Source organism: Parablastomonas sp. CN1-191 (genome assembly GCF_049354825.1).
GTDB lineage: Bacteria > Pseudomonadota > Alphaproteobacteria > Sphingomonadales > Sphingomonadaceae > Novosphingobium.
This window is the reverse complement of sequence record NZ_CP186480.1, coordinates 2,541,741-2,566,757: the sequence shown is the minus strand read 5'-3', so window position 1 is coordinate 2,566,757 and position 25,017 is coordinate 2,541,741. Positions and strand designations below refer to the sequence as shown.

The following is a 25,017-nucleotide window of genomic DNA, read 5'->3' as shown; positions in this document are numbered from 1 at the left end:
GGGTCGATCCGTCTAGGTGGGAGATCCTATGAATCAACATCGCAACGTGCGCGCCCTCGTGGCAGCGGCACTGATGGTCGGCGTTTCGCAACCGGCGTTGGCTCAGTCGGTTGACCAGCCGGCTGCGAACCAAGGCACCGCGTCTTCGGCGGATCCGGCTGCGCAGAACGCGGCTGAGCCGGAGGTCGCGCCTCAGTCCGACATCGTGGTCACCGGTTCGCGCATAGTGCGGCGTGACTACACGGCAACGAGCCCTGTCGCGACGCTCGGGCCCGAACGCCTGGAAAACACCGGATCGGCCACGCTCGATACCGCGCTAGTCCAGCAGCCCCAATTTGTGGCATCGACCGGATCAACGACGAACAGCAATGGCAATGCCGGCCAGGCGAATGTCCAGCTACGCGGGCTAGGCCGCCAGCGTACGCTCGTACTGCTTGATGGTCGGCGGCTTCCTCCGGCCAATGCGGATGGATCCACTGATCTCAACCTGATCCCTACATCGCTCATTTCTGACGTCGAGGTCATCACCGGCGGCGCTTCCGCGGTCTATGGTTCCGATGCGGTCGCCGGTGTGGTCAACATCAAGCTCAAGACCAAATACCGCGGCATCGGCCTGACAGGCCAATACGGCATATCCTCTCGGGGCGATGCGGCTGATTACAGGTTGGGCGCGATTGCCGGCACGTCATTCGCCGATGGCCGCGGCGAAGTCATGATCGCGGGCGAAATGGCCAAGCGAAACCCCGTGTTCATCGCCGACCGCAGCTTTTCGTTCGGTGCCAACCAGGAAGCCAGCCTGCCGCAGGGAACGGCGACGTTCGCGGCGACCAACCAGCCGTCGCAGGCTGCCATCAACTCGGTCTTCAGCAAGTATGGCGTGGCCCCCGGAACGGTTGTGGTTGGCAATAGCTACGGTTTCAACTCCGACAATACGCTGTTCAGCACCGGTCGGGTCGTATCGAACTACCGCGGGAGCCTCGACCCCGCTTTCTACGTCAGCAACGGCACGCAAATTCTTGCCGACAGCCGCCGCTATCGCTTTCTCCAGCTACCGCTTGAGCGGTATTCGACGTTCGGCCGCGTCAGCTACAAGCTGACCGACAATCTCGATTTCTTCGTACAGGGTCTCTACACGCACAGCACGGCGTCGGTGCAGCTCAACCCAACCAATCCCAGCGCTGCTAACGGTTTTGCGATCCCGGTCACCAACCCGTTCATTCCGGGCGATCTCAAGACGCTGCTCGCCGCGCGCCCTTCGCCTAACGCGACGTTCACGTTCTTTAAGCGCTTCGACGATATCGGGCCGCGCCGTACCGAGACCAAATACGACACTTATCAGGTCACGTCGGGCCTGGCTGGCAAGTTGCCGTTCGGTGACTGGCGCTGGGATGTCACCGGATCTTACGGCAAGAACGATATCAAGTCGCAGCTGTTCAATCAGTTCAGCCGCGCCGCGCTCCAGCGGTTGCTGAATGCCAGCGATGGCGGCGCCTCGCTGTGCTCTGGAGGATATAATCCGTTCGGCGCGCAGCCGCTGTCGGATTCTTGCCGCCAGTATCTGATTGCCGATCTGCACAACGCGGTCTCGATCACGCAGAAGATCGGCACCGCCAACGTGCAGGGCACGCTGTTCAGCCTGCCGGCCGGCGATGCCAAGCTGGCACTTGGCGTCGAGCATCGCGAAGACGGCTTCCGGACCACCCCCGATGCTCGCATAACGGCAGGCGACATCACGCTTCAATCGGGGCTTCCCTTTGCCGGCTCGACTAAAGTGACCGAAGGATATGCCGAGGCGCTGCTGCCGCTGATCCACGACGTGCCGTTGATCAAGCTATTCGAGCTGGACCTTGGCTACCGCTATTCGGATTACAACACGATCGGGGCGATCAGCACCTACAAGGCCGAAGCCAACTGGGAGGTTATCGACGCGCTCCGTCTGCGCGGCGGGTACAACCGCGCCATTCGCGCGCCGAACATCGGCGAACTGTTCACTCCGGTGACGACGGGTACCAGCATCATCGGCAATGCCGGTACGCTGGGCAACGGCGATCCGTGCGACATCCGCGGCGCTTACCGGGTCGGTGCGGGCGCATCCAGCGTGCGGGGCCTGTGCCTGACTCAAGGCGTTCCCAACCTGCTGATCGACAATTTCACCTACAGCCAGCAATCGGCGACCACGACCAGCGGCGGCAACTTGAACCTGCGCCAGGAAACGGCCGACACCATTTCCGTGGGCGCGGTGCTGCGGCCCAAGTTGGGCACGCCGCTGTTCGACAATCTTTCGCTCTCGGTCGATTATTACCGCATCTCGGTCAAAGACGCGATCGGGTCTATCCCGGCGAACCTGGTGCTGGCGAATTGCTTCAACGTCGATGGCGTCAGCAACCCCACTTACAGCAACTCTAACCAGTATTGCGCGCTGGTAACGCGTGACCCGACAACCGGCGTGTTGAACAACGTGCGGGCGCAGCTGTTGAACCTGGGCGGCTACCGCACCGCCGGCGTGGACGTGTCGCTCGACTGGCGCACTCACCTAGATGCGCTCGGGCTGGGTGAACGGGCGGGCGAACTGCGGTTCAACATGCTGGCGACCTACTTGGCCGACTTTAAGATCCAGACCCAGCTGAATGACGCCTTCCGCCAATATGCCGGCACGATCGGCAACGGGCAGGTCGATCCGGTGGCCATTTCGCGGCCGCGCTGGAAAGCCAACGCCAGCGTCTCGTACGTGAATGGTCCCGTCACCGTGGGCGCAGTGGTGCGCTATATCGACAAGATGTCCGCAGCCGCGAACGTCGGCACCGGGGGAACCGCGCCGGGCGTCCCGGCGGTGACTTATCTGGATCTCAACGGCCGGGTCCGCGTCGGCGACGGCTTCGAGATGTTTGGAACCATCGTCAACGCGGGCGACAAGCACCCGCCGGTCTATCCCAGCGCCGGGTCGACCGATTTGGCTACCTACGATGTGATCGGCCGCCGGTTCACCATCGGCGCACGGGTCAAGTTCTAGGCTCTGCCGCACCATGCTAGCGGTTTACGCCTTTGCAATGGTCGCCGTGTTCATGACCCTGATCATGACACGGCGGCTTACCGCGATGACGGCACTGATCCTGGTGCCGACCGTCTTCGCCCTCCTGCTCGGCTTCGCTGGCGGGCTGGGCGAGATGGTCGTCGACGGGGTAACTAATTTGGCGCCGACCGGCGTAACGCTGATATTCGCCATCCTGTTCTTCGGGATCATGATCGACATCGGGCTGTTCGTTCCGCTCGTCCGGTGGGTTCTGGCTGCTGCCCGCGGCGATCCGGTTCGGGTCATGGTGGGAACGGCGGTGCTGGCCTTGCTCGTCTCACTCGACGGAGATGGAGCCACCACTTACATGATCACCCTGTCGGCGATGCTGCCGCTGTACCGGGCTCTGAACCTGGACAAACGTAAGCTGGCGTGCATCGTGGTCCTGGCCAACGGCGCCATGAACGTGGTGCCCTGGGCCGGGCCGACGGTGCGGGTCGCCTCGGTGCTCAACGCCGATCCGCGCGACGTGTTTCTACCCTTGCTCATCCCGACCGCGGCGGTGGCGCTGTGGGTGATATTCGTTGCTTGGTATTTGGGCCGTGCCGACCGCGTGCGGCCGCTATCGGCCAGCGATGTGCGGCTGATCGACGACACCAGCAGCGACACGCAGGCGATCGAGCTTGCGCCCAGGACGCCCATCGCGCCCATCCGGCTTTTTGCCAACTTGGCGCTGATGATCGCGGTCATCATCGCGCTGGTCACTGCCTTGCTGCCGACACTGGCCATCTTCATTCTGGGGACTGCGCTGGCGCTGCTACTCAACTTTCCGAATGTCGAGACGCAGCGCACGGCGCTTGCTTCGCACGGTAACAACGCGCTGTCGGTCGGGGGACTGATCTTTGCCGCCGGCGTCTTCACCGGCATTATGTCCGGCACGCACATGATCGACGCCATGGCGGCATCGGTCACCCGGTCGATTCCCGAGGGGCTAGGGTCCAGCCTCACGCTGGTCACGGCGGTGCTCAGCGTTCCCTTCACCTTCTTCATTTCCAACGATGCGTTTTATTTTGGCATCCTGCCGGTCCTCGCCAAGAGCGCGGCACTTTACGGCATCGATCCGATGGCGGTGGGTCGCGCTTCGCTGATCGGGCAGTCGGTTCACCTGCTGAGCCCGCTGGTGGCATCGACCTATCTCCTGGTGGGCCTGGCAGAAGTCGATTTCGCCGCATTCCAGCGCTTCACGCTTAGGTGGGCGTTGGGCAGTGCGACGGTGTTTCTTATCGCCGCCTGGGCAACGGGCGCAATCTGATGGGCGGCGGCGACCCGACGCACACCCCGGCCGCAGCGGTGGCGGCCCCTCTCTTGGCCCCAACTAGGAAGCGCAATGCAAATCTCAGTTAATCCAGCGACAGGTTCGGAACTCGGGCGCTGGGAAGACCACGACCAAGCACATGTCGACACCACGTTGACCGCGGCCGTCGGGGCGCAGGCGCAATGGCGAGCCACCCCGATCGAGCGCCGGGTCGATCTGCTCCGCTCGATTGCAAAAGTCCTGCGCGAAAATGTGCCACGTTACGCGGCGCTGATCACCGCCGAAGTCGGCAAGCCAATCGTGGAAGCGGAGGCGGAAGTACTGAAGTGCGCCTCCAACTGCGATTTTTACGCTGAAAACGGGCCAAAATTCCTCGCCGACGAGCAAGTCGCCTCGAACGCCAGTGACAGTTCGATCTGTTACGAGCCGCTTGGCGTCGTGCTGGCGATCATGCCGTGGAATTATCCGCTGTGGCAGTTCTTTCGGTTTGCCGCGCCCGCGCTGACGGCCGGCAACGGTGCGATCCTGAAGCACGCCAACAACGTGCCGCAATGCGCATTACTGATCCAAGAGATCATGACGGCCGCGGGTTGCCCGGACGGCCTGGTCAGCACCCTCCTGATTCAGCCCGAAGCAGTAGCAGCGATGATCGCAGACGATCGGATAGCGGCAGTGACGCTGACCGGCTCGACCCAGGTCGGCGCCATCGTGGCCTCGCAGGCCGGTGCCGCGCTCAAGAAGCAGGTGCTCGAGCTGGGCGGATCCGATCCGTTCATCGTGCTGGATGATGCCGATGTCGAACAAGCTGCCGCGATGGCGGTCAGATCGCGGTTCATCAACGTTGGCCAAAGCTGCGTGAACGCAAAACGGTTCATCGTGGTCGATACCGTTGCGGACCGCTTCGTAAACGCGTTCCGCGATGGCGTGGCCGCGCTGTCTGTTGGCAATCCGGTTGATCGCACAACCCAAATCGGCCCGATGGCACGCGGCAATCTGCGCGAAGGGCTTCATCGCCAGGTTGAAATGACGCTTGCCCAAGGCGCCGTCCTCGTCGCCGGCGGCCACCCCATCGACGGGCCGGGCTTCTATTACGCACCAACGATCCTCGATCGCGTCACTCCCGACATGGTCGCCGCGCGCGAGGAAACGTTCGGGCCTGTCGCGGCCGTGATCCGTGTCGCCGATGCCGCAGAGGCGGTGCGCGTTGCCAACGACACCGAATTCGGTCTCGGCGCGACCATCTGGACGCGCGATGTAGCCCGCGCACGGGATATCGCCCGCCAGCTCGATGCCGGGGCCGTGTTCATCAACGGAATGGTCGCCTCGGATTCGCGGCTGCCGTTCGGGGGCATCAAGAAGTCCGGCTACGGGCGCGAGTTGGGTGTTGTGGGCCTGCGCGAATTCACCAACATCAAAACCGTCTGGGTTGGCCCGGCGGTAATCTGACCGGAACCAGGAGCAAAAATGATGACCGTATTATCAAAGACCGGTGCCGCGTTGCTGCGACCGTCGGACATCCCGCCCAAGGATCGCGGCGGCGGCGTTCGCACCTTCCCGCTAGTGCGGCGAGCGATCGGCGCGACAAGCTTCATTAACGGGATTACCGAATTCGATCCCGGTTGCGCCGTCCCGTTGCATTACCACAACTGCGAGGAGAGCGTGATGCTGCTCGAGGGTGACGCCGTGGCGACCATCGACGGTGTCGAACGTGTGGTCCTGCCCAGCGACACGACGTTCATTCCCGCTGGCGTACCGCATTTCTTCCGCAACGTATCCACGACCAGGAAGATGCGGATTTTCTGGGTCTATGGCTCGATCGATGCCGATCGCACGATCGTGGCGACGGGCGAGACGCGCCGCATCGATGAAGAACACGGCGAACGATGACTACGACGGAAACCGCCACCTTGCATACGATCGACGCGGCGGCCTTGTCGCGGTTTGCCGCCCTTGTCTACGAGCGCGCAGGCCTGCGTCACGAGGACGCTGCGATCGCAGCGGATTCGCTTGTTCAAGCCGATCTGTGGGGCCATCAGACGCACGGCGTTATGCGCCTGCCGTGGTATGTGGCCAGGCTTCGGTCGGGGGCAGTAGCGGCGGCGGCGAGCCCACAGATCATCTCGGACATCGGCGCGGTGGCGGTTATCGATGGCCACCATGCGATGGGCCAGGTGTCGGCCGCCGCGGCCGCCAGCGCTGCCATCAAGCGGGCAAAAACGCACGGCTTGGGCGCGGTCGCGGTGCGCAATTCCAATCACTTCGGCACCGCTATGTACTTCACACTGATGGCAGCCCGCGAAGGGTGCATCGGATTCCTTTCGACGAACGCCAGTCCGGCGATGCCGCCGTGGGGCGGACGCGCCAAGGCGGTCGGCACCAATCCCTGGTCATGGGCTGCGCCAGCCGGTGCGGCCGATCCCATGGTGCTCGACATCGCCAACACCAGCGTTGCTCGGGGCAAAATTTATCTCGCGCGGCAAAAGGGCCAGCCGATCCCGCTCGGCTGGGCGCTCGACAGCAACGGCGCGCCGACGACCGATCCGGTCGCCGCGCTGGGCGGCGTGACGCTGCCGATGGCGGGCCACAAAGGCTACGGCATAGCGGTCATGATGGACATGCTGTCAGGCGTTCTGACCGGCAGCAATTTCGGCTCGGCGGTCAACGGGCCCTATCAAGCGGACAAGCCAGGCGGCGCCGGGCATCTGATGCTGGCGCTGAACATCGCTGCATTCCAGCCGGAAAACGCCTTTGCAGAGCGCATGGGCGCCCTGATTGCGGAGTTGAAGGCGGCCCCGCTTGCGGAAGGTTTTGAAGAGATCCTTTATCCCGGCGAGATCGAGGCGCGCTGTGATCGCCGCTTGCGCGGAGAAGGCCTGACCTTGCCTGACGACACGATCGGCGATCTGCACAAGCTGGCGGTCGAAATGGACTGCGTTGGCGACTTGCCGATCTGATGCGCCGTTTTCACCTCTCGGCACATCTTGGTTACTTGTTCACCGACGTCGCGCTCACAGACCGTTTCGGGGCGGCCGCGCGTTGCGGTTTCCGACATGTTGAACATCCTTCGCCTTACGAGCTCGCCGCAGCCGAGGTCGCCGACCTGTGCGAGCGACACAATCTGCGGATGGCGCAAATCGCATTGCCTATGGGCGGCGCCGGGCAAAAGGGTTTGGCGGCGATTCCAGGGCGTGAGCACGATTTCGCCCGGTCCGCCGAAATAGCCATCGCTTACGCGAGACGTATCGGATGCAGGCAGATCCACCCAATGTCCGGCGTGCCCGCGAACGATCTGCCCGTAGAGAAGATTGCGGCCACTTACCTGGCAAACCTTGAACTGGTGTGCGGGATGGCGGCTAGCGAGGCCATCGATGTGATCGTCGAACCGATCGGGGCGAGCGGCGTGCCGGGATATTATCTCAATCACCCCACCATGGCGGTCGGGATTATAGAACAAGCCGCGCAGCCCAACCTGCGCCTGTCCTTCGATATTTATCACGCGGTCGGTGTTGAGCTCGATCCGTCGGACTTTGTGAGCAAGCACGGTCCGCTTCTGGCCCATGTGCAGATTGCCGATGCCCCGGGACGGCATGAGCCCGGTACAGGTGCGATCGACTTCAGGCTGTTTTTTGAGGCGCTTGCGACGGCGGATTACGAAGGCGTGATCGGGCTTGAATATCACCCCGTTGCGGAAACGAAGAGCGGACTCACCTGGTCAAGTACGTTCGAACGTATTCGGTTGCTGAAGCGCGCGCCATGATATTTGAAATCGCTCACATTTCAATCCAGCCCGGATGCGAGGAGCGCTTTGAGCGGGGCGCAGCAGCAGCAAAGCCCCTTTTCCTAGTTGCTCAGGGCTGTCTTAGCTTTTCCCTCGAAAGAGTGATTGAGCGACCCTCCGAGTATCGGCTGGTTGTCGGCTGGAACAGTATCGAGGATCACATGATCACGTTCCGTTCGTCGCCGGCGTTCCAGAAGTGGCGCGATCTTGTGTCGCCTTATTTCGTTCTCCCTCCATTAGTTTACCATGTAAGCCACGTTCCAGATTTGAATTAGTTTTTTACAGTAGCCGCGACCGTTTCATCGTAAGACAGTAACCTAGGGCCCGCATCGCTCGCTTTTGGGTCAGCGACTGGTTAGTCGCGCTCGACGAGCAGACCGCGCAACCCGACAAGGCGAACGGCGGGGGCTTCCGACATGCTGGCGATCATCAGCCGCTACGAAGCCTGCCACCGGGCCGCGGTGAAGGCGAGCCTGCCTAAGGCGCTGGGGCTGGTCTGAGCCATCGGCAAGCCTGCGCCCGTGGCTCGAAAGAGGCGCAGGCAATGTACCACCCCCACACGATGCGCTGACCACCGCAACAACTAACGTGAGCGCTGACCGCTTCGCTAATTTCATAAAAATTTAGACACGAGTCTCAATAGTAATCTGCCCGGAACACGTTGAGCGGTATCTAAAAAGCGTTATTATCGCGGAAAACGGGGGTATAATGCGGAAACTTGCTCTTGCTTTAATGTGCGCGGCCTCGACGGGTTCTGGGACCTTAAACGCGGAGCCGATACAGCAGATCAAAGCTGATGGATCGGATGTAAACGGACCCGCGAAGGTGGATTTCCCGCCCGATACAACGATGGAGGACTTCGGTCCGGCACCGATTCTTTCATTTGAAGGCACCTGGATCAACGGGCTTGCCCAAGGCGAAGGTTTGGTAAAGTTCGCCGACACCCCAGGAGCTCAGATCGGCAAGACCAATTCGCCGGGCGGGCGTAATTACTACATCGGCGAATTCAAAGACGGTGTTCCCCGCGGTGAAGGGCAGCTCGTTTCCACAATGCCACCCGACTATATGGCTCCCGTCCAGGCTCACACGCAAACTATCGACGGCGCGTACACTGGCAAACAGGTGACGATGTCTACAGACTCACAACGTGTCGCCGTTTTCACAAAACTTGAAAACGAGCCTGCCGCTCTCGTTCTGCTAATGCAATATCCGAGCTTCGATGCATCGTCTCCGTCGCGCGTTTATTATGGGCGGGCCGACATGAAGGGCGTCAGCGGAAGCTGGGTTGACTTGCCCTGGTACAGACAACTGCCTGACGGCGTGGTGTTGGCAGGCTTCGGGTCCACCATCGAAGCATTTTTCCCACACGGCGGAAGTCAGCGATGCACTGGGGAAGCGGCGATGGAAAGCCCCGCCCTCGTTAGGGACTTGATGGGACAATCCTTCCCAGTCGACCAGCGGAAGGCGGCGCTGGACCCGCACTTGTCTGTGGCTCGCGCTGAGTGCCTTAGCACGAACTCTGAAGGTTGGACCTGGCGTTTCAAGGTCGACAACACCACCACCCCGCCAGCCCTTACTTATATCGAATGCCGCCTGCCCAACGGGAAGCCAGGCAGGCTGCGCAACGGCGGCTCAAGATGTGAGGAGAAAGAAAGACGCAAATTCGATGTCTTCACAAACGTCTTCCGCGAGTTTCAGCGCGTACTAAACCGGGATATCGTCGGCAATATCGATAAAGCCGGTGCAAGCCTAGAGCGGGCGATGTGCCGCGCGACGGGCACTCAAGAAGGCATTAACTGCAATATCGGTATACAAATCGGAGCAAGTTGGCCGGTCGGCGACGGACCGGCTCCGAATTTATCTCCGGACGAAGCTGCAACTCGCCAAGCCTACGTAGTCGCCACAAAAAGAGCCAATGCGCTCACTGACGCGATGGCAGATCGCGGCGCAGTGGGAGAAGCGGCGGCCCTGACTGCCAGCTTGAATGCAATCTGCTCTTCGCTTTGCGCCGAGCAGAGTCAGCGGACTTACAGTGCAAGTCTGTTGTCAGAACTTGAAGCAGTCGCGCCGCAGCCACTTACCGATGATAATCTGCGCATCATTTCCCGTGTGAACCGAGAAACGGCGAGTTTGATGTCGCGAGGGCTGGTCTTAGCGATCGCAGGCGGTGTGGGCGCGGTCGCTTTCAAGGATTTTACCGCATCTGTCGGCCGTATGGAGCGCATCCAAACCGCGATGGAACTCGTCAACGAAGCAACGGCAAGCGCAGCAACTTTTCAGCGTTTGAAGCAAGGCCAGGTCGCACTGGCGAGCCTTGTTGCGCTGCAAAAGGCCGAGGCAAATCGGGCAGCGCTTGAGGGTGTCCGGATTATTTACGCTCCAATTTTAGCAACCCTCAAGATACTATCCGGCATCAGTCCAACTCGCCGCGCAGTCCTTATGACCGCGATACAGATGGGGCGTACGAGCGATCAAGTGGCTGCGTTTGTTAAGAAGTATCAGAATGTCCAGACGGAGGAGGAGCTCCAAGAGGCCATTATAAAGGAGTCTCTATTGCCTCTTGGCATCAATTGGCCACCAAAGGACCATTAAAGCATACTAAATCCACACACGGGTAAGCGGCACGATCGTGACCTAATGGAAGTCATTCAAATGTGCGGGCGGCTTTCGAAACAAAATGACTGATTATGGGCCGTTTGCAGACTGTCCGGTTTTGGGGATCAAACCGAGGAAGCGGGCATTTGCAAGCCCGGAAGCCATAAGTCGCTGCGAGGCGTTGTATCGCCATGACCATGCACCACTCGCGCTCAGGCCGCGGCAAGCCCCTCCTGCTCATTCACGGTTTGGGGGGAAGTCACCGGTCTTGGGACACAGTCTCTGCCGCACTCTCGAACGAACGTGAGGTAATTGCCCTCGACCTGCCCGGCCACGGTCAAACCGCTGCGGAGGCCGACAGCGGCACTTTTGCCAGCTTGGCGCGCGGCGTGGAGGACTGGCTGATCAACGAGAATCTCGAAGATATCGATATGGTTGGCAGCTCCATGGGCGCGCGCCTCGTGCTAGAGATGGCACGGCGCGGTCGCGCCGGTGCGGTTGTCGCTCTCGATCCGGGCGGGTTCTGGCATGGTTGGGAACGCACGTTCTTCAGAACCACCATTTCAGCGTCGATCGCTCTGGTGCGGGCGATGCAACCAATCCTACCCTCGATTACCAAGAACGTCGCCGGTCGGACTGCCCTCATGCTTCAGCTTTCTGCGAAACCATGGGCGCTGGATCCGTCGTTGGTTTTGAACGAACTGCGATCGTTTGCTGGTACGTCTACCTTCGACTCCCTGGTAAAGGACCTCGCTACCGGTCCAATGCAGGAAGGTCCGGCGGCTACCGCTGCGCCCGTCGTAATTGGCTGGGGCTGCAAGGATCGACTGTGCCTTCCCGCGCAAGCGGGCCGAGCGATTGCTGCTTTTCCAGATGCAACTATGCACTGGTTCGAAGAGAGTGGCCATTTTCCAATGTGGGATCAGCCGGCCGAGACAGTCCGCGTTATTCTCAACGCCACGGGTTAGCCGGGATTTGCTTGGACCGGTCAAATCTGGGCCGTAAACAGTAGTCTGCTTCTGGGTATCCGAACCGGGAAAGCGGACATTCGGCTTTCGACCCCATTGCGGACATTCATCTTCGCGTTATTGATCCCGCAATGACGCCAACATCCATAATTTCGAAAGCCCGGCGTTTAATGGCCCGTCGCCGCGTTCGGCGTGAGCAACGGCAAGATCGATTGGACGACCTTGCGCGGGATGAGCTTTGGGCCCTTGTAAGCGCGGCCGACTCGCCTGAAGCAGACAGTAATCGAAAGCATGGAGAATCCGGCGCTGGGCGGCCGGATAGCTGATGACCGATTGCGGACACCGAGCGCCAAGGCAGCCTTGACCAGGCCGATCGCGCGATTGACGCCAATGCTCCATCGTTTAGTGAAAGCAAAGGTGCTGTCAGTCTAATGCGAACTTGTCTCCGATTGGCGGAGCTATCGCTGGGCAGCGTGACGTCAGGCCATAATCGATTGCCACTCAGCCAGGGCGGCTGAGCGGCGGGCCTTGTAGGTCTCTCGGTCGACGAGGTGGCGTTCCTGGTTGAAGTGATTGTGGACGTTGGCGTGGACGCTGGCGAACTTCTGAAGCGATTTCATTTGTCGGAACCTCAGCATAGCCCGCTCCCGTCGTCGGAACGGCAGGTGACTATTCTCCACCCGGTTGTTGGCCCAGCGCGCAACTTCGCGCTTCTCGCTGTTGCCCAACTCGGTCATCGCTGCGCCGTAGGAGCGCAGGCCATCGGTGGTGATCGCTTCGGGTGATCCGTAGCGCTTTAGCGCGCGTTTCATGAAGCTGAGCGCCGCGGCTTTGTCCCGCTTCCTGGTCACGAAGCTCTCGAGGATCTCGCCCTCCTGGTCGACCGCGCGCCACAGGTAGACCATCTCGCCGTTGAGCTTCACGTACATTTCATCGAGATGCCAGCGCCACTGACGGAAGCCGCGCAGCCGGCTTACCCGCTGCCTGCGGATATCGCCTGCGAACAGCGGGCCGAACCGGTTCCACCACATCCGTACCGTCTCGTGGCAAATGTCGATGCCGCGCTCGAAGAGCAGGTCCTCGACGTTCCGCAAGCTGAGAGGATATTTGACGTACATCATCACAACGAGGCGGATCACCTCTGGAGACGAGTTAAACCTCAGAAATGGGCTGGGCGGCTTCGCTCGGGACTTGCGTGGCATGTGGCGCCGCTAGCAGCTACCCCGTTGATCTGACAGAGCCAGTTCGCCCAACTGCTCGCAGGACGCCTGCCCGATGGCACGCTGCTCGGCACCACCCGCCACGGCACCCGCGAGCACAAGGCGGGATGGGACCTCACCATGTCCGCGCCCAAGTCGGTATCGACCATGGCGCTGGTCGCAGGCGACCGCCGCCTGATCGATGCCCATGCCCGCGCGGTCACCACCGCGCTCGACTATGCCGAGCGCCATGCCGCCGCCACCCGTATCCGCGACGGCGAAGCGGTCGAGCGGGTCAACACCGGCAAGCTCGCCATCGCCCGGTTCACTCACGTCACCGCCCGCGCCACCGAGAGCGGCACGCCCGCGCCCCAGCTCCATACCCATTCGGTCATCGCCAACGCCACCCAGCGTGCAGACGGCGCATGGCGCTCCGTCGAGAGCCGCGACCTCTATCGCCTGCAGAAGGATATCGGCGCGATCTACCACCGCGAGCTGGCGACCGAGGTCCAGCGCCTCGGCTACGCGGTCACCACCAACCCCGACACCACCTTCGAGATCGACGGCGTGCCGCAGGACGTATTGCGCGCCTTCTCCCCGCGTGCCGCCCAGATCGAGGCAGTGCTGGACGAGCGCGGCAAGAACCGCGCCACCGCCTCGGCCGCCGAGAAGAACGTCATCGCCCTCGATACCCGCGCCCCCAAGCGCCCCATCGACCAGACCACGCTCACCGGCACCTGGCGAACCGAGGCCGATGGGTTGGGATTCGATGAGGATACCCGCCGCGCCATGATCGCACAGGCTGAGGCGCGCAGCATCGCCAACCCCGAACCGTCCCCATCCGATCGCACCGCCGCCGCCGAGAACGCGCTCCGGTTCGCCGCCGCCATGCTCTCCGAACGCGATGCCACATTTGCCGCCGCCCAGCTCGAACGCGAGGCCAGCATCCGGGCACGCGGCAGTGCCACCCATGCCGATATCCTCGCCGCCATCGCCCAGGCCGAAGCGACCGGCGACCTCGTATCCCGGGCCGCACCCCGGCTCGCCAGCGGAGCCGCAGGGTTCGCCACCCGCCAGGCCGTCGCCACCGAGACCCGCATGCTCGCGATCGAGGCCGCCGGACGCGAGCGGTTCGCACCCTTGCACGATCGCATCCACGCCGCCCGCACCATCGCCGCAGCCGAGCTTGCCGCCACCGAGCACGGCCACGCCTGGACCCACAGCCAGCGCGAGGCGACAAGGGGCCTGCTTCTCTCCCCCGCATCGGTTACCGCCATCCAGGGCCATGCCGGGACCGCCAAGACCACCACCGTCATCGCCACCTATGCCAGGGCCGCACGCGAGCAGGGCCTCACCGTCCGCGCGCTCGCACCCACCGCCACCGCCGCCGAGCTGCTCGGCCAGGCGATCGACGCCGAACCGCTCACCGTTGCCCGCATGCTGCTCGGGCAAGCCGACGATATCGAACGCGGGCGCGAGGCCTGGATCGTGGACGAGGCTTCCATGCTCTCCGCCCGCGACAGCGAAGCGCTGCTCTCCCAGGCCCGCGAAGCCGATGCCCGCCTGATCCTCGTAGGCGATGTGCGCCAACTCGGCAGCGTCGAGGCGGGCCGCGCGTTCGGGCAGCTCCAGGAGCACGGCATGGCCACCCACATCCTCGACCAGATCGTGCGCCAGACCAACGTGCATACCAAGGAAGCGGTCGAAGCCATCCTGGCAGGCGAGGCAGCGCGCGCGTTCGAGGCCCTCGACAAGGGCGGCGGGCGGATCGTCGAGCAGGCGGACGATACGCAGCGCAATGCGGCAATGGCGCGGGACTACGCGCAGCTATCGCCCGCAGACCGCGCCCGGACCCTCGTGCTCGATCCGACCCGCGAGGGACGCCAGCGGCTCACCGACGCCATCCGCGCCGAGCTGGTCCGCGACGGCACGCTGGGGGCCGAGGCCATCACTGCGACCACGCTCGAACCGCTGGGCCTGACCCGCGCCGAGGCGTCCGACGCCGCCAGCTACGCCCCCGGCCAGATCGTCACGTTCCGGCGCGGCAGTCGCGAACAGCGGCTGAGCCGGGGGCGGGCCTATCGGGTCGATGCTGTGGACGCCGAGGCGGGCACGGTCTCGCTCGCCACGCCGCAGGGCAAGGCCATCACTTGGTCGCCCGCGCGATGGGGCGGAGATCAGGCCGAGGCGTTCGTCGAGATCGAGCAGGAGTTGCGCACCGGGGACAGGATACAGTTCACCCGCAACAATCGCCGCGCGGGACGGTTGAACGGCCACACCGCCAGCGTCGTCGGGATCGATCCGCACGGACGCGGCATCGCGGTAGAGCGCGAGGACGGCAAGCACGAAGCGCTCGACCTCTCGCGGCTCGCCGATCGGCATATCCGGCCAGGGTGGGTCCGCACCATCCACTCCGCCCAGGGCGCGACCGCCGATCGGGTCATGGCCCATCTGGAGAGCTTCCGCGCCAATGCCGTTGATGCGCCAGCGGTCTATGTCGCAATCAGCAGGGCGAAGGACGCGGTCGCGCTCTACACCGATAACCGCGCCAGCCTCACCGAAGCGCTCGGCCTACGCGATGGCGCGCAGATGGGCGCGATCGACGAAGTGCGGCGGGAGGTCGGAATAACGCACGAATAGGGCGTTTAAATGAAAAGTATATCACTTGCGCTTGCAGGTGTCACCCAACAATGCCGATCTAGCAAGATCAAGTAAAGCCGGAAGAGCGTTCCTCATTTCAGCAATCAATTCGGCATTCTCGGCATGTCTATCATCCGCAATAGCCGCGTATGGGGGCGATTGGATAAGGCAGGCTGCAACGATATCTTCGGTCGGCCAAGTCCCCGAGCGCATATTTTCGTCAGGTCCATGCTCTTGTGATCGCGAGACGGCTATGGCTCCCATGCGCATATCATCGTCCAAATGCTGAACAAACCAAGGGCCTGGTGTCGCGCTCTCCTCTAATCTAGCCAGAGCCTCAAGATCAGCGATTTTCACTCCCGGTCACCTTTCCTTAACGCGGTCTATAGGTTTCTGTAAGTTCGGGAACTTTATTTGCCAACGTTTTAAGATCTGATGTCAAGGTGGTTAATCCCGCTTCGACTCCCGCTGCAACAATTTGGGCATCGTTAAATTTGAGACCGTCTACCGCCATAAGTTTACCGACTTCAATCAAACTTCCGGGAAGGATTAGTTTGGCCGCACCGCTAGCGACCATTCCATCAAGGCGAGCTTGGGCCGCTTCGGGGCTGATCCCAGCTGCGGCGTTGCCCTGCGTATACTCCATTGCAGCAACTGGCGAGACAGCGGCTACCCGACCTCCTAGTGCCTCAGTCGCGTTTGCTGCTGCTGGCGTCCCGGGTTTATCCAAGATGTTGATAAGAACATTTGTGGGTGCTGTCAGTCTAATGCGAACTGGTCTCCGATTGGCGGAGCTATCGCTAGGGCAGTGTGACGTCAGGCCATAAGCGATTGCCACTCAGCCAGGGCGGCTGAGCGGCGGGCTTTGTAAGTCTCTCGGTCGACGAGGTGGCGTTCCTGGTTGAAGTGGTTGTGGACGTTGGCGTGGACGCTGGCGAACTTCTGAAGCGACTTCATTTGTCGGAACCTCAGCATAGCGCGCTCCCGTCGTCGGAACGGCAGGTGACTATTCTCCACCCGGTTGTTGGCCCAGCGCGCAACTTCGCGCTTCTCGCTGTTGCCCAACTCGGTCATCGCTGCGCCGTAGGAGCGCAGGCCATCGGTGGTGATCGCTTCGGGTGATCCGTAGCGCTTTAGCGCGCGTTTCATGAAGCTGAGCGCCGCGGCTTTGTCCCGCTTCCTGGTCACGAAGCTCTCGAGGATCTCGCCCTCCTGGTCGACCGCGCGCCACAGGTAGACCATCTCGCCGTTGAGCTTCACGTACATTTCATCGAGATGCCAGCGCCACTGACGGAAGCCGCGCAGCCGGCTTACCCGCTGCCTGCGGATATCGCCTGCGAACAGCGGGCCGAACCGGTTCCACCACATCCGTACCGTCTCGTGGCAAATGTCGATGCCGCGCTCGAAGAGCAGGTCCTCGACGTTCCGCAAGCTGAGAGGATATTTGACGTACATCATCACAACGAGGCGGATCACCTCTGGAGACGAGTTAAACCTCAGAAATGGGCTGGGCGGCTTCGCTCGGGACTTGCGTGGCATGTGGCGCCGCTAGCAGCTACCCCGTTGGTCTGACAGAGCCGCCCAAAGTCGTGTGGCCGCTTCCCCACCCTAATCCCGGACATTCGGGGTCATGCTGGCTTCGCTGAAAGCTGACTGGCAGCTATGCCCTTGTCAAAGCCGAAACCGGACCAGCTGCAAGCGACCCCATTGCGGACATCCCGTCAGCCTCACTGGTTCGACGCCCGTCGTGGTTACACGCGATCACGAACGTCCGGGCATCTCATCCTCTGACGTGATACGGCTAACCCGCGCGCCAACCAGAACCGGCCGGAGCGCCGAAAGCAGGTTGCCTAGGCCTAACGCCTCAAGCGGATGAAATAGCCGGGAAAAGTAGCGATCACCTTGTTGGCGTCGTTAAGGGTAAGCAGACGGGCATTGCTTTCAATGGTGAGCCCATCCGTGACCGGAAATGTTTCGCCATTTACTCGCAGCAAGTTTCCCACGAGGCAGACCGGCACCGGATTCTTCAATGCCGTCAAAGCGGGACCCCAGTAACGTTGGAAGTAAAACACGGCCGCCCCTATACTAACGGCCGCGCTCACGAGAAATTGACGATCAGTGACCAAGCCTTGTGTCAATACAGCCGGGATGATCCATGCGAGCCAGATAGCGCTACAAAGAATCGGGAAAACAAGCGCCAATACGGCAGCAGCATGTCGCGACCGCGCCAGTGGAACCTCGCTAACGGAACCATCGAACTGTGAAATTCGGATCAAAGCCATATCCGAGGTTAAGGTTTTCAGCGGCAACTTTCCACCCCATTTCGGACTTTCGGGGTCATGCTGGCTGCGCTGAAAGCCGACTGGCAGCTAGGCGCCTGTCAAACCTGGAACCCGACGAGCCGCAAACGACCCCATTGCGGAAGGTTGGCTGCCCTGCCCGCTGAGCGGAAAAAGCAGCCGGACCCCGCGCAAAAGGGCACGCTTAGCGGCTAGTCCGTGTGGACAATCGATACCTTGGTGCCTTGAGCCGTGCTCTCGGTCTGGACCTTGGCGCTAAGCTGCCGAGCCAATGCCGCCACGATCCCGGTGCCAAGCCCAGGCTTGGAGTCAGCCTCCGCACCCATGCCGTTACCGTCGTCCTTGACCGAGAGGGTCCAGGCGTCCTTGCTGGAGAGGTAGGCGACTTCGATTTTGCCCTTCTGCTGGCGCCCCGTGAAGGCGTGCTTGAGCGCGTTGATGACGAGCTCGGTCATCACCAGCCCCAGGCTCACAGCCACGTTGGCAGACGCCGCTACGTCGTCCACCGAAGAGGTGATGCTGATCCGATCGTGATCATCGATCATCGAGGCGCCGATGCTGGCGCACAGGTCCTTGAGGTATTTCCTGAGCTCGACATCGTCCGAGCCCCTGATGGCCAGTTGCGACTGGAGCGTGGCGACCGACATGACCCGGGAGTGCGCAGCGTGCAGGTGCGTGCGGGTTTCCTGTGACTGAACACGGCGCGCACTTTGCATCAGCACGCTGGCGATGATCTGCAGACTGTTAGCAACCCGGTGCTGCAATTCGTTCAGCAGGATCTCGTTGCGCAGTACCAGTTCGTCCTTGAGTTTCTCGGCGAGACGCGCGGAGGTGACGTCGGTAACCGCCAACACGACACGGCGCACCTCCCCTTGGCCGTAGTCGAGCCGGTGAGCGTTCAACACCAGCCAGGCGGTTTTGTGGCCGCTGCGCTCCAGTTGCATCTCATAGGCATCGATTGCCGCCGCACCGTCGAAGGTTGCTCGTAGCAGCGAGTTGAGCTGGGGCACGTTCCACTCACCATGTCCCAAGTCTGCCAGCATGGTGCCGTTGACTGATTGCGCGTCGATCCCGAACGTCCTGCAAAACGATGCGCTGGCGCCGATGACCGTAAGGTCGTCACCGAGCAGGAGGAGGGGCACTTGCGAGGAGGCGACGAGCGCAAGCGACATCCGCGTGGCGGCGTCGGCCAGCGGAGCGACAGGAGAGGTCATGGCCAGGGCCTTCGAAAGGACCGGGTCTCTCATCATGAGAGGTTATCCGACAGTGCGGCTAGAACGACCGGGTCCTGAAACCCGCCGCATTTTTAAGGCATAGGCTTTTTCAGCCCAAAGCCTGCCTCAATTCGTATGCCAATTTTGCCTGGCGTTATCGGCTCGGGCGAGCGCGATCTTAACGATAGCGATCAGATCGTCGGATTCGAACGGCTTGAGCAGCATCAGGTGTTGCGGCATTCGCTCACTGACCTCCAGTGGGCTCCCCGTCACGAAGACAACGGGGATCGGTGGGCCGACGCAGATCTGATCGACAGCATCGATTCCGCTGCCGGGATCCAGTTCGACATCGGCTGTTATCAGATCGGGGCATCGGGCCTGCGCGGAGCGGACCGCATCGTCCTTGGAAATGGCAAAGTCGAAAGACGTAAACCCGCACCGGCGGAGGGAATCCTCAACGAGCATGGCGATCAGGGTTTGGTCTTCGATGATCAACGCGTGCATCGTAGTCCCCCTGGAGACGGAGCACGATGGGAGCTTCGGGTCGAAGCAACGAAGCGTGATCTGAACGATGAGCTAACGGCCCGCGCAGGGATTTGTTGCGTCTACCTGGATTACGATCGGCGGCCGTTCAATCAACGGCAAAGCGTGTCAGCTATCCACCCTAATATCGGCCACTCCCGGCTACGCGATCCGTTCCAAAAGCCGACAGGCCGCTTAGCCCCTCGCCCAGCCGAAAGCGGCCAGTCCGTAAACGACCCCATTTTTGCCACTTAGGTCCGCGCGTGGTCGCCCCCATTGCAGACATGCTTTTTCGATGGCATCGATCCATACGATGCGGTGAATGACCTCAAGGCTGGCACGGCAACATGATCGATAAGAAGCTACTGGCTTATCTGGGCATTGCCATTCTCAGCTTGGCTGGCCTCGTGCAAGCGTGGGTTTTTGAGGAGGGACAATCGTGGCCAGTCTGGGTGTGGCTGCCTCTGTTGGCGATGGGCCTAGCTTCGCTCTGGGTGCTTCGCGATCCACCCGATCCCAAGGCTAAAGCCTTCGACTTCAATCCACGACGCGGCGCGTTCTATTTCGTTGCTGGGTTCGTCTTATTTCCAGTCTTAGCGGCCGTAGATGCGATTTTCGGCGCTGATCTGTCCATAGCGTCGATCGCTGTTTTCACTTTGGTTGGTTCATGTGTCGCAGGAATAGCCGGCACAATCACCGAGAACATCGGCATCTAAGCCTCGCTTCGGACGGTGTCAGCTTCCGGGATAATTTACCTTAAAGCCGGACAATCGCCTTCCCACCCCATTGTCGGGCGTTCGCACCGTCGCTTCGCGGCTCTGAGAGCGGACCGGCTGTAAACGACCCCATTGCTGTCGTTCAAATAGCACTGTAATCTGGGGATTGGAGACGCGGATGTCACAAGCCGAGCGTATGAATGCCGCGTCGAATGCTTGGGAAGCTGACCCGTGGGACGCTTCCGACATAGTTGCCGATGCTCAACTCGCCGGCTTTCGAGAAAGAGCGGCGAAACCGATTGAGTGGGCAGCGATACGAAAAGCTGGTTCGTCAGTCTTTCGGATTGAAAGACAAAAGCTGATCGACGGCGATGTGCAGTTTTACGCCACGCACGACGGCGAGGAACTGCTGTTGATGCAGCTAGCGTGGCATGGCTTCCCTGACCCGCCTGAGTGGAGGTTGGCGAGCCGCCCAGCGGGTAGCGATGGCTCATGGGAGTCATGGGGATATTTTGACGATTTGCCGGTTCATTGGAGGATACCGTCAAACGGCAACTAACCAACCCATTTCGGACATAGCGCCTAAGTCGGCGAGCGCCTGAAAGCTGCCACGAGGGCGTAATCGCCCCGAACGACCGGAACTGGGCCGGTTGCTGACTGTCCGCTTACAGATGGCACGCTCAAAAACCGGACGATCGAAGCTGGCGCAGCTTCTTCGTACGCAATGTCAAATCACGCGAACGGGTGGCGCAGAGCCGCATCGCCGCAACAGGCGCGTCGCACGAGCGACTGCAGTTCTTGGAGATCGTCGTCGCCCGCCCACCCAGAGATCGCCCATCAGCGGCTGTCAACCGTGCGGCGCGAAATTATCGCCCATGCCTTCGAAATCCGACACGATGTCGAAATAGGCATCCGCCTCGCGCTGGAACTGCATCGGAACGAGTGCTGACGTCACGAGGCAGCACTTGAGTCGGATCGACCCTTCGGCAATCCCAGTGGTCTTCGATACCTGCGAGAGGTTCGCCTTCAGGAACTGGAAGCGATCGAGGTGACGTCTTGTCGGCCCTCGTCTGCCGCCGCGCTCAACATGGTTTGGACCGAATTCGACCAGGCGTTCGGCGATCTCACCGACCGTCTTGTCGGCGAGCAGGCGCTTGCACTCGATGACATAGACGGCGCCGGTCGAACCGTTCCAGGCCAGCACGTCCACGTCTCCGCTCTCCTTGGTTCCGCCCAGCCGCGTCATCAAATAGTCGGCTTCGGTCTCAAGCCCAAGCTCCTTGAGCCGCGCCGCGACGCGGCGATTAAACTGATGACCCAGACGGTCGACGGCGGCGCCGATCCAGCGCTTCATCTCCTCGGTCCGGAAATAAGATTCCGGGAGACGAGCGTTGTAGGCCCGCAATGCGTACTCCGAGGCGTGCTCCGCGATCACCGGCGATACGATGCAGACCGGATCCTCGTCGTCGTTTAGCTGGACGATAGGCCTGGAGAGCAGGCTAAGTCGCCGAGCGAACCGCCATGGAAACCAGTCCTTCGCACTTGCGCCGACAGGCTTCATGTCATTCCATTTCGCGCGGTGAACGAGCGTCCACGATTCCAGCAGCCTATCGGCCGCCGCGTCGTCCATGCCGTCCATCGCGACGAGATCGGCCTTCAGTTCCGAGCGGCGAACGGTCACCCGGCCGTTGCCCGATGCGACGGCACGATCACCGAGACGGGAGACGAAGTCGACCATGCGGATCGGCGTCACGCCGTACTCGACCGCGAACGCCGCATCGAATTCCTTGTTGGTTTGGCGTTCATATTCCTCGTCATCGATCTCCTCTGGCACCTCGTAGAAGGTGTCGTAACCCTGCGCCGCCGCGTCGAATTGGTCCCGCGACAGGGCGACCATGAAGGGCCGGTGGATCCGTTCCGCGAACTCGTCCTCGAACCTGAGGACGCCGCTCGGCTTGATCTCGATGCGCTCCGCGAACCCGTGATGGATTTCGTCACTGCGCGACGCGACACCGCAGAGGAGCGAAACGCGCGCAAGGAGGAAGTCGAGATCGTCCAGCGAACAGGTGCGTCCCCCGGTTACCGGCGAGGTGCACACCGCCATCTCGATTACGACGCGGCAGCCCAGTCCCACCTCCGACCGCGCGCTCTCGCGCTCGACCGCGGCGCGCATCACCTCCTCGCGTGGATGGAGATGAAGGATGGCGGCGGCAGTGTGACGCCAGGTCGCCCGGTCCCGGTCGATCGCATTGTGGTTGTCGATGCACGCCTCGATAACCGACGTCCGATCGATCAGCTCAAGCCGCGCGCGTATCTCCTCCCAGAGGATCTCGACGGATTTCTGCAGCAGCTTGCCGGCTTCGGCCTTGTCCTCGACTACCCCGGCGTCCCCCTGAGCCACGCCGCTTCGCTGCGCGAGCCCGATGTCCGCCCAGGCCCGTACCTCGGGCTGTATCATCCGCGCGGCCGGCAGCTCCGCCGTCGCCAGGATGAAGTCTCCAGCGGTCTTCGGGGTCAGCACATGGAGATGCCGTGACGATCTGTCCTTTACGATCGAGGACGCGATCTGCTCGGCCAGACCGTTCTCAGTCGATCCGTTGAGGTCGAGCGCAGCCTGTACGACCGTCTCGACCATCCAGCGGTCGCCCACATTGTCGGGACGTCCGAAGGCTCTGAGGTAATCCACCGGGCAATCGATGCGGATGGCCTCGCCGACGATATTGAGAACCGGCTTTGCGGGATCTGCGTCATCCGCGACCGTCGCCGCATCGAGATCGGCCCCGTCCGGGAAGGCCAGCTCGATGCTGATGAACTGGGGCAACGAATCGGCAACCCCGGCCAGCGCCGGCGCGATCATGACCACCCAATTCCTGAGCATATCCCAGACGCGGTAAGACAGCGACCTCGACGGCGTCGGGGCGGTGCCCGCGATCGTGATCCACCACGTCCTTCCGTCCACCTCGATGGCGGCAGCGGGCCGTCCTTCCATCGCGTCGGCGACGCTCACGTAGCTGGGTTCGGTCTGGAGGTCGGCGAAATACATCTCGGTCGAGGGTCTACGAACCTCGACGAACGCGTTGCGCGGATCGACCCGCACCGCGTGCTTGTCAAGCGCGCGACGGATCCGCACCCGGACCGACAGGAGGTAGTTGGTCCCGAGTTGGATCAGCGTGCGGCCGCGCTCGGCGTCCTCGGGAAGGATCTCGAAGTCGTTGCCCTCCACGAAGCCATAGAGATTGAGGAAACCGTTGGGGTTCACGAGCTGGCTTCGCGTCCGGCGAAGCTGCCGCTCCTGATCGAGGATGCGGTACATCTGCAGCGCTGACGTGTTCGAGTCGTCGGCGAAGAGCTCCAGATCCTCGGCGCCGAGCCCGACGAAGGGCCATTCGGGCGGGACGCGTCCCGGGTCGGCCATGAAGCCCCTGCCCAAACCGCCGAATGCGAGGATCGTCATCCCAATTCGGAAATCGGGCATCGCCTTGATCGTGGAGATGCCGGCGTGGACGCGGCGCCGCACATCGGCGGACACGTCCTTGATGGAACGGAAGCCTTGGTCCGCGACCTCCTCGACGTCGTCCTGCACGAAGATGACGTGCGCATAGGCGCCGACGTCGAACGTGCAGATCATCTCGACAGCGCTGGACTGCGCGTCGGTGTCGGGCCCCGTGATACGACCCAAAGTAAGACCAATCCGGGCGCTCATGACGCTGTTGCCGAACTGGTAGTCCGTCAGCTTGTCCCGAAGGCGTTCGCCTTCGTCGTTGTTCAACGCCATCTCGAGGGCGCGCCGCCTGATCGCGGCACCGATCGCGGTCGGCAGCGCGACTACGAAGTCTTCGCCATCCATCAGGATCGGCCGAGCCTCGAGCGAGGTCCAGCTGATTGTCTCGCTACGCAGGACTGCACTGTGGGCCGGATCGAAGACGAACGGGCGCAGGTCGAACGGCTCGATGTCGAGCTCCGCAAGGTCCGCGAGCGTGAAGCGGACGCGCGCCGACAGTTCCCCGATCCGCCTCGTCGGGAACTGGACGCGGGCAAGCCGTCGCCCGCCGCCGGTGACGTTGCGGGAAAGTACACTGCGTTCCGCAATGGCGGTGGTCAGCTCTAGGAGCGCCGACACCTGTCGCAGACAGTGCGGAGCCCATGTGCTTCCTTCTCGCGCGCACGCGGTGACCGCGTAGAGCACGGCCTGCACGTAGGCCGCATTGGCCTCCCAGATGCCCTCAAACAGCAGCGAGTTGCCCGTCCCGGACACGACGTTGGCCACGAACACGTCCTCGGGTGGATCCTCTTGGTGCCCGACCCGGTCCTCGCCGAGGATCTCGTTCAGCCACTCGCGGAGCTGCGAAGCTGTCGGTCGCAGCGTTCCGTTCGCGCGGAGCGCGACGAGGTGGATCAGCACCTCGAACCTCACGGCGTTCGCGTGCAGATCGGGATCGGTCAGGAGACCGCCGAGCATCGCGAGAGTCGCGGCCTTGTCGAACTTGTCCAGCCGTGCCGCGAGCTTGCCCAGGCGCTCCTCGATCGGCCCGATCGCCATCGCGTCGGTTGCCGCCATCATTGCGTCGAGCATCATTCCTTCACCTGTCACCATTCAACACTCCTCGGTTGAGGTTGCCCATTGGTTACACGCCCGCACGGTGAGATGAATCCGAATCGGTGGCTGCGCACGTTCGATCTAAGTGTTTTTCGGTCGGCCGATTCTAGCTCGCCCGCGCTGTCCTTTCAGGGGACCAATCCCGTTTGCAACGCTCGCCTTC

20 protein-coding genes are annotated in these 25,017 nt (G+C 62.0%); 12 read left to right on the top strand and 8 right to left on the bottom strand.

Features of this window, described 5'->3' with window-relative positions:
* Positions 1-28: 28 nt before the first annotated feature.
* The 9 genes from ACOYW6_RS12760 (at position 29) to ACOYW6_RS12720 (ending at position 11,666) form a co-directional block, all read left to right on the top strand.
* The gene (locus tag ACOYW6_RS12760; protein ID WP_423141681.1) at positions 29-3,010 is read left to right on the top strand and encodes a TonB-dependent receptor domain-containing protein; all 2,982 of its coding nucleotides are present in this window, start codon (positions 29-31) and stop codon (positions 3,008-3,010) included.
* A gap of 37 nt (positions 3,011-3,047) precedes the next feature.
* Positions 3,048-4,322, top strand: coding sequence for a CitMHS family transporter (locus ACOYW6_RS12755; protein ID WP_423141680.1), 1,275 nt, complete (start codon positions 3,048-3,050; stop codon positions 4,320-4,322).
* A gap of 75 nt (positions 4,323-4,397) precedes the next feature.
* On the top strand, positions 4,398-5,771 hold the full coding sequence (locus tag ACOYW6_RS12750) for an NAD-dependent succinate-semialdehyde dehydrogenase (RefSeq protein ID WP_423141679.1): 1,374 nt from the start codon (positions 4,398-4,400) through the stop codon (positions 5,769-5,771).
* Between the two features lie 18 nt (positions 5,772-5,789).
* Positions 5,790-6,212: a cupin domain-containing protein gene (locus tag ACOYW6_RS12745; RefSeq protein WP_423141678.1), complete on the top strand. Its 423-nt coding sequence runs from the start codon at positions 5,790-5,792 to the stop codon at positions 6,210-6,212.
* Positions 6,209-7,279, top strand: a complete 1,071-nt coding sequence (locus ACOYW6_RS12740) for an Ldh family oxidoreductase (protein WP_423141677.1) — start codon at positions 6,209-6,211, stop codon at positions 7,277-7,279. The genes ACOYW6_RS12745 and ACOYW6_RS12740 overlap by 4 nt, the downstream gene beginning before the upstream one ends.
* Positions 7,279-8,082, top strand: coding sequence for a hydroxypyruvate isomerase family protein (locus ACOYW6_RS12735; protein ID WP_423141676.1), 804 nt, complete (start codon positions 7,279-7,281; stop codon positions 8,080-8,082). The genes ACOYW6_RS12740 and ACOYW6_RS12735 overlap by 1 nt, the downstream gene beginning before the upstream one ends.
* On the top strand, positions 8,079-8,378 hold the full coding sequence (locus ACOYW6_RS12730) for an antibiotic biosynthesis monooxygenase family protein (protein ID WP_423141675.1): 300 nt from the start codon (positions 8,079-8,081) through the stop codon (positions 8,376-8,378). Before ACOYW6_RS12735 ends, ACOYW6_RS12730 begins: the two co-directional genes overlap by 4 nt.
* Positions 8,379-8,811: 433 nt before the next feature.
* Entirely contained in the window at positions 8,812-10,695 is a 1,884-nt protein-coding gene (locus ACOYW6_RS12725; protein WP_423141674.1) for a hypothetical protein, read from the top strand.
* Positions 10,696-10,889: 194 nt separating this feature from the next.
* The gene (locus ACOYW6_RS12720) at positions 10,890-11,666 is read left to right on the top strand and encodes an alpha/beta fold hydrolase (RefSeq protein WP_423141673.1); all 777 of its coding nucleotides are present in this window, start codon (positions 10,890-10,892) and stop codon (positions 11,664-11,666) included.
* A 479-nt stretch (positions 11,667-12,145) separates the two neighbouring features.
* Here ACOYW6_RS12720 and ACOYW6_RS12715 read toward each other — a convergent pair whose 3' ends face one another.
* The gene (locus ACOYW6_RS12715) at positions 12,146-12,868 is read right to left on the bottom strand and encodes an IS6 family transposase (protein WP_423141672.1); all 723 of its coding nucleotides are present in this window, start codon (positions 12,866-12,868) and stop codon (positions 12,146-12,148) included.
* Positions 12,869-12,919: 51 nt separating this feature from the next.
* Between ACOYW6_RS12715 and mobF the strand changes: the two genes are divergently transcribed.
* Positions 12,920-15,505 carry a MobF family relaxase gene (gene mobF / locus ACOYW6_RS12710; RefSeq protein ID WP_423143131.1) on the top strand — a complete coding sequence of 862 codons (2,586 nt, stop codon included), beginning with the start codon at positions 12,920-12,922 and terminating at the stop codon, positions 15,503-15,505.
* Positions 15,506-15,526: 21 nt separating this feature from the next.
* Here mobF and ACOYW6_RS12705 read toward each other — a convergent pair whose 3' ends face one another.
* The 6 genes from ACOYW6_RS12705 to ACOYW6_RS12680 form a co-directional block, all read right to left on the bottom strand.
* Positions 15,527-15,862, bottom strand: coding sequence for a hypothetical protein (locus tag ACOYW6_RS12705; RefSeq protein ID WP_423141671.1), 336 nt, complete (start codon positions 15,860-15,862; stop codon positions 15,527-15,529).
* Between the two features lie 16 nt (positions 15,863-15,878).
* Positions 15,879-16,343 carry a PIN domain-containing protein gene (locus tag ACOYW6_RS12700; RefSeq protein ID WP_423141670.1) on the bottom strand — a complete coding sequence of 155 codons (465 nt, stop codon included), beginning with the start codon at positions 16,341-16,343 and terminating at the stop codon, positions 15,879-15,881.
* Positions 16,322-17,044 carry an IS6 family transposase gene (locus tag ACOYW6_RS12695; protein ID WP_423141669.1) on the bottom strand — a complete coding sequence of 241 codons (723 nt, stop codon included), beginning with the start codon at positions 17,042-17,044 and terminating at the stop codon, positions 16,322-16,324. Before ACOYW6_RS12695 ends, ACOYW6_RS12700 begins: the two co-directional genes overlap by 22 nt.
* A 317-nt stretch (positions 17,045-17,361) precedes the next feature.
* Positions 17,362-17,814: a hypothetical protein gene (locus tag ACOYW6_RS12690; RefSeq protein WP_423141668.1), complete on the bottom strand. Its 453-nt coding sequence runs from the start codon at positions 17,812-17,814 to the stop codon at positions 17,362-17,364.
* A 182-nt stretch (positions 17,815-17,996) separates the two neighbouring features.
* Positions 17,997-19,019 carry a sensor histidine kinase gene (locus ACOYW6_RS12685; protein ID WP_423141667.1) on the bottom strand — a complete coding sequence of 341 codons (1,023 nt, stop codon included), beginning with the start codon at positions 19,017-19,019 and terminating at the stop codon, positions 17,997-17,999.
* 126 nt (positions 19,020-19,145) lie between these two features.
* On the bottom strand, positions 19,146-19,523 hold the full coding sequence (locus tag ACOYW6_RS12680; protein ID WP_423141666.1) for a response regulator: 378 nt from the start codon (positions 19,521-19,523) through the stop codon (positions 19,146-19,148).
* A 365-nt stretch (positions 19,524-19,888) separates the two neighbouring features.
* Between ACOYW6_RS12680 and ACOYW6_RS12675 the strand changes: the two genes are divergently transcribed.
* Both ACOYW6_RS12675 and ACOYW6_RS12670 read left to right on the top strand, forming a co-directional pair.
* On the top strand, positions 19,889-20,257 hold the full coding sequence (locus ACOYW6_RS12675; protein ID WP_423141665.1) for a hypothetical protein: 369 nt from the start codon (positions 19,889-19,891) through the stop codon (positions 20,255-20,257).
* Positions 20,258-20,435: 178 nt separating this feature from the next.
* Complete coding sequence (locus ACOYW6_RS12670) at positions 20,436-20,816, top strand: hypothetical protein (RefSeq protein ID WP_423141664.1); 381 nt, start codon at positions 20,436-20,438, stop codon at positions 20,814-20,816.
* Between the two features lie 288 nt (positions 20,817-21,104).
* Here the strand turns inward: ACOYW6_RS12670 and ACOYW6_RS12665 are convergent, their stop codons facing one another.
* Complete coding sequence (locus ACOYW6_RS12665; protein ID WP_423141663.1) at positions 21,105-24,851, bottom strand: hypothetical protein; 3,747 nt, start codon at positions 24,849-24,851, stop codon at positions 21,105-21,107.
* Positions 24,852-25,017: the final 166 nt, after the last annotated feature.

Bases quoted from the DNA above. Each gene is read 5' to 3' on its own strand.
- ACOYW6_RS12760 (WP_423141681.1), top strand. From the start codon at position 29: ATGAATCAACATCGCAACGTGCGCGCCCTCGTGGCAGCGGCACTGATG.
- ACOYW6_RS12755 (WP_423141680.1), top strand. From the start codon at position 3,048: ATGGTCGCCGTGTTCATGACCCTGATCATGACACGGCGGCTTACCGCG.
- ACOYW6_RS12750 (WP_423141679.1), top strand. From the start codon at position 4,398: ATGCAAATCTCAGTTAATCCAGCGACAGGTTCGGAACTCGGGCGCTGG.
- ACOYW6_RS12745 (WP_423141678.1), top strand. From the start codon at position 5,790: ATGATGACCGTATTATCAAAGACCGGTGCCGCGTTGCTGCGACCGTCG.
- ACOYW6_RS12740 (WP_423141677.1), top strand. From the start codon at position 6,209: ATGACTACGACGGAAACCGCCACCTTGCATACGATCGACGCGGCGGCC.
- ACOYW6_RS12735 (WP_423141676.1), top strand. From the start codon at position 7,279: ATGCGCCGTTTTCACCTCTCGGCACATCTTGGTTACTTGTTCACCGAC.
- ACOYW6_RS12730 (WP_423141675.1), top strand. From the start codon at position 8,079: ATGATATTTGAAATCGCTCACATTTCAATCCAGCCCGGATGCGAGGAG.
- ACOYW6_RS12725 (WP_423141674.1), top strand. From the start codon at position 8,812: ATGCGGAAACTTGCTCTTGCTTTAATGTGCGCGGCCTCGACGGGTTCT.
- ACOYW6_RS12720 (WP_423141673.1), top strand. From the start codon at position 10,890: ATGACCATGCACCACTCGCGCTCAGGCCGCGGCAAGCCCCTCCTGCTC.
- ACOYW6_RS12715 (WP_423141672.1), bottom strand. From the start codon at position 12,868: ATGCCACGCAAGTCCCGAGCGAAGCCGCCCAGCCCATTTCTGAGGTTT.
- ACOYW6_RS12695 (WP_423141669.1), bottom strand. From the start codon at position 17,044: ATGCCACGCAAGTCCCGAGCGAAGCCGCCCAGCCCATTTCTGAGGTTT.
- ACOYW6_RS12685 (WP_423141667.1), bottom strand. From the start codon at position 19,019: ATGACCTCTCCTGTCGCTCCGCTGGCCGACGCCGCCACGCGGATGTCG.
- ACOYW6_RS12680 (WP_423141666.1), bottom strand. From the start codon at position 19,523: ATGCACGCGTTGATCATCGAAGACCAAACCCTGATCGCCATGCTCGTT.
- ACOYW6_RS12675 (WP_423141665.1), top strand. From the start codon at position 19,889: ATGATCGATAAGAAGCTACTGGCTTATCTGGGCATTGCCATTCTCAGC.
- ACOYW6_RS12670 (WP_423141664.1), top strand. From the start codon at position 20,436: ATGTCACAAGCCGAGCGTATGAATGCCGCGTCGAATGCTTGGGAAGCT.
- ACOYW6_RS12665 (WP_423141663.1), bottom strand. From the start codon at position 24,851: ATGGTGACAGGTGAAGGAATGATGCTCGACGCAATGATGGCGGCAACC.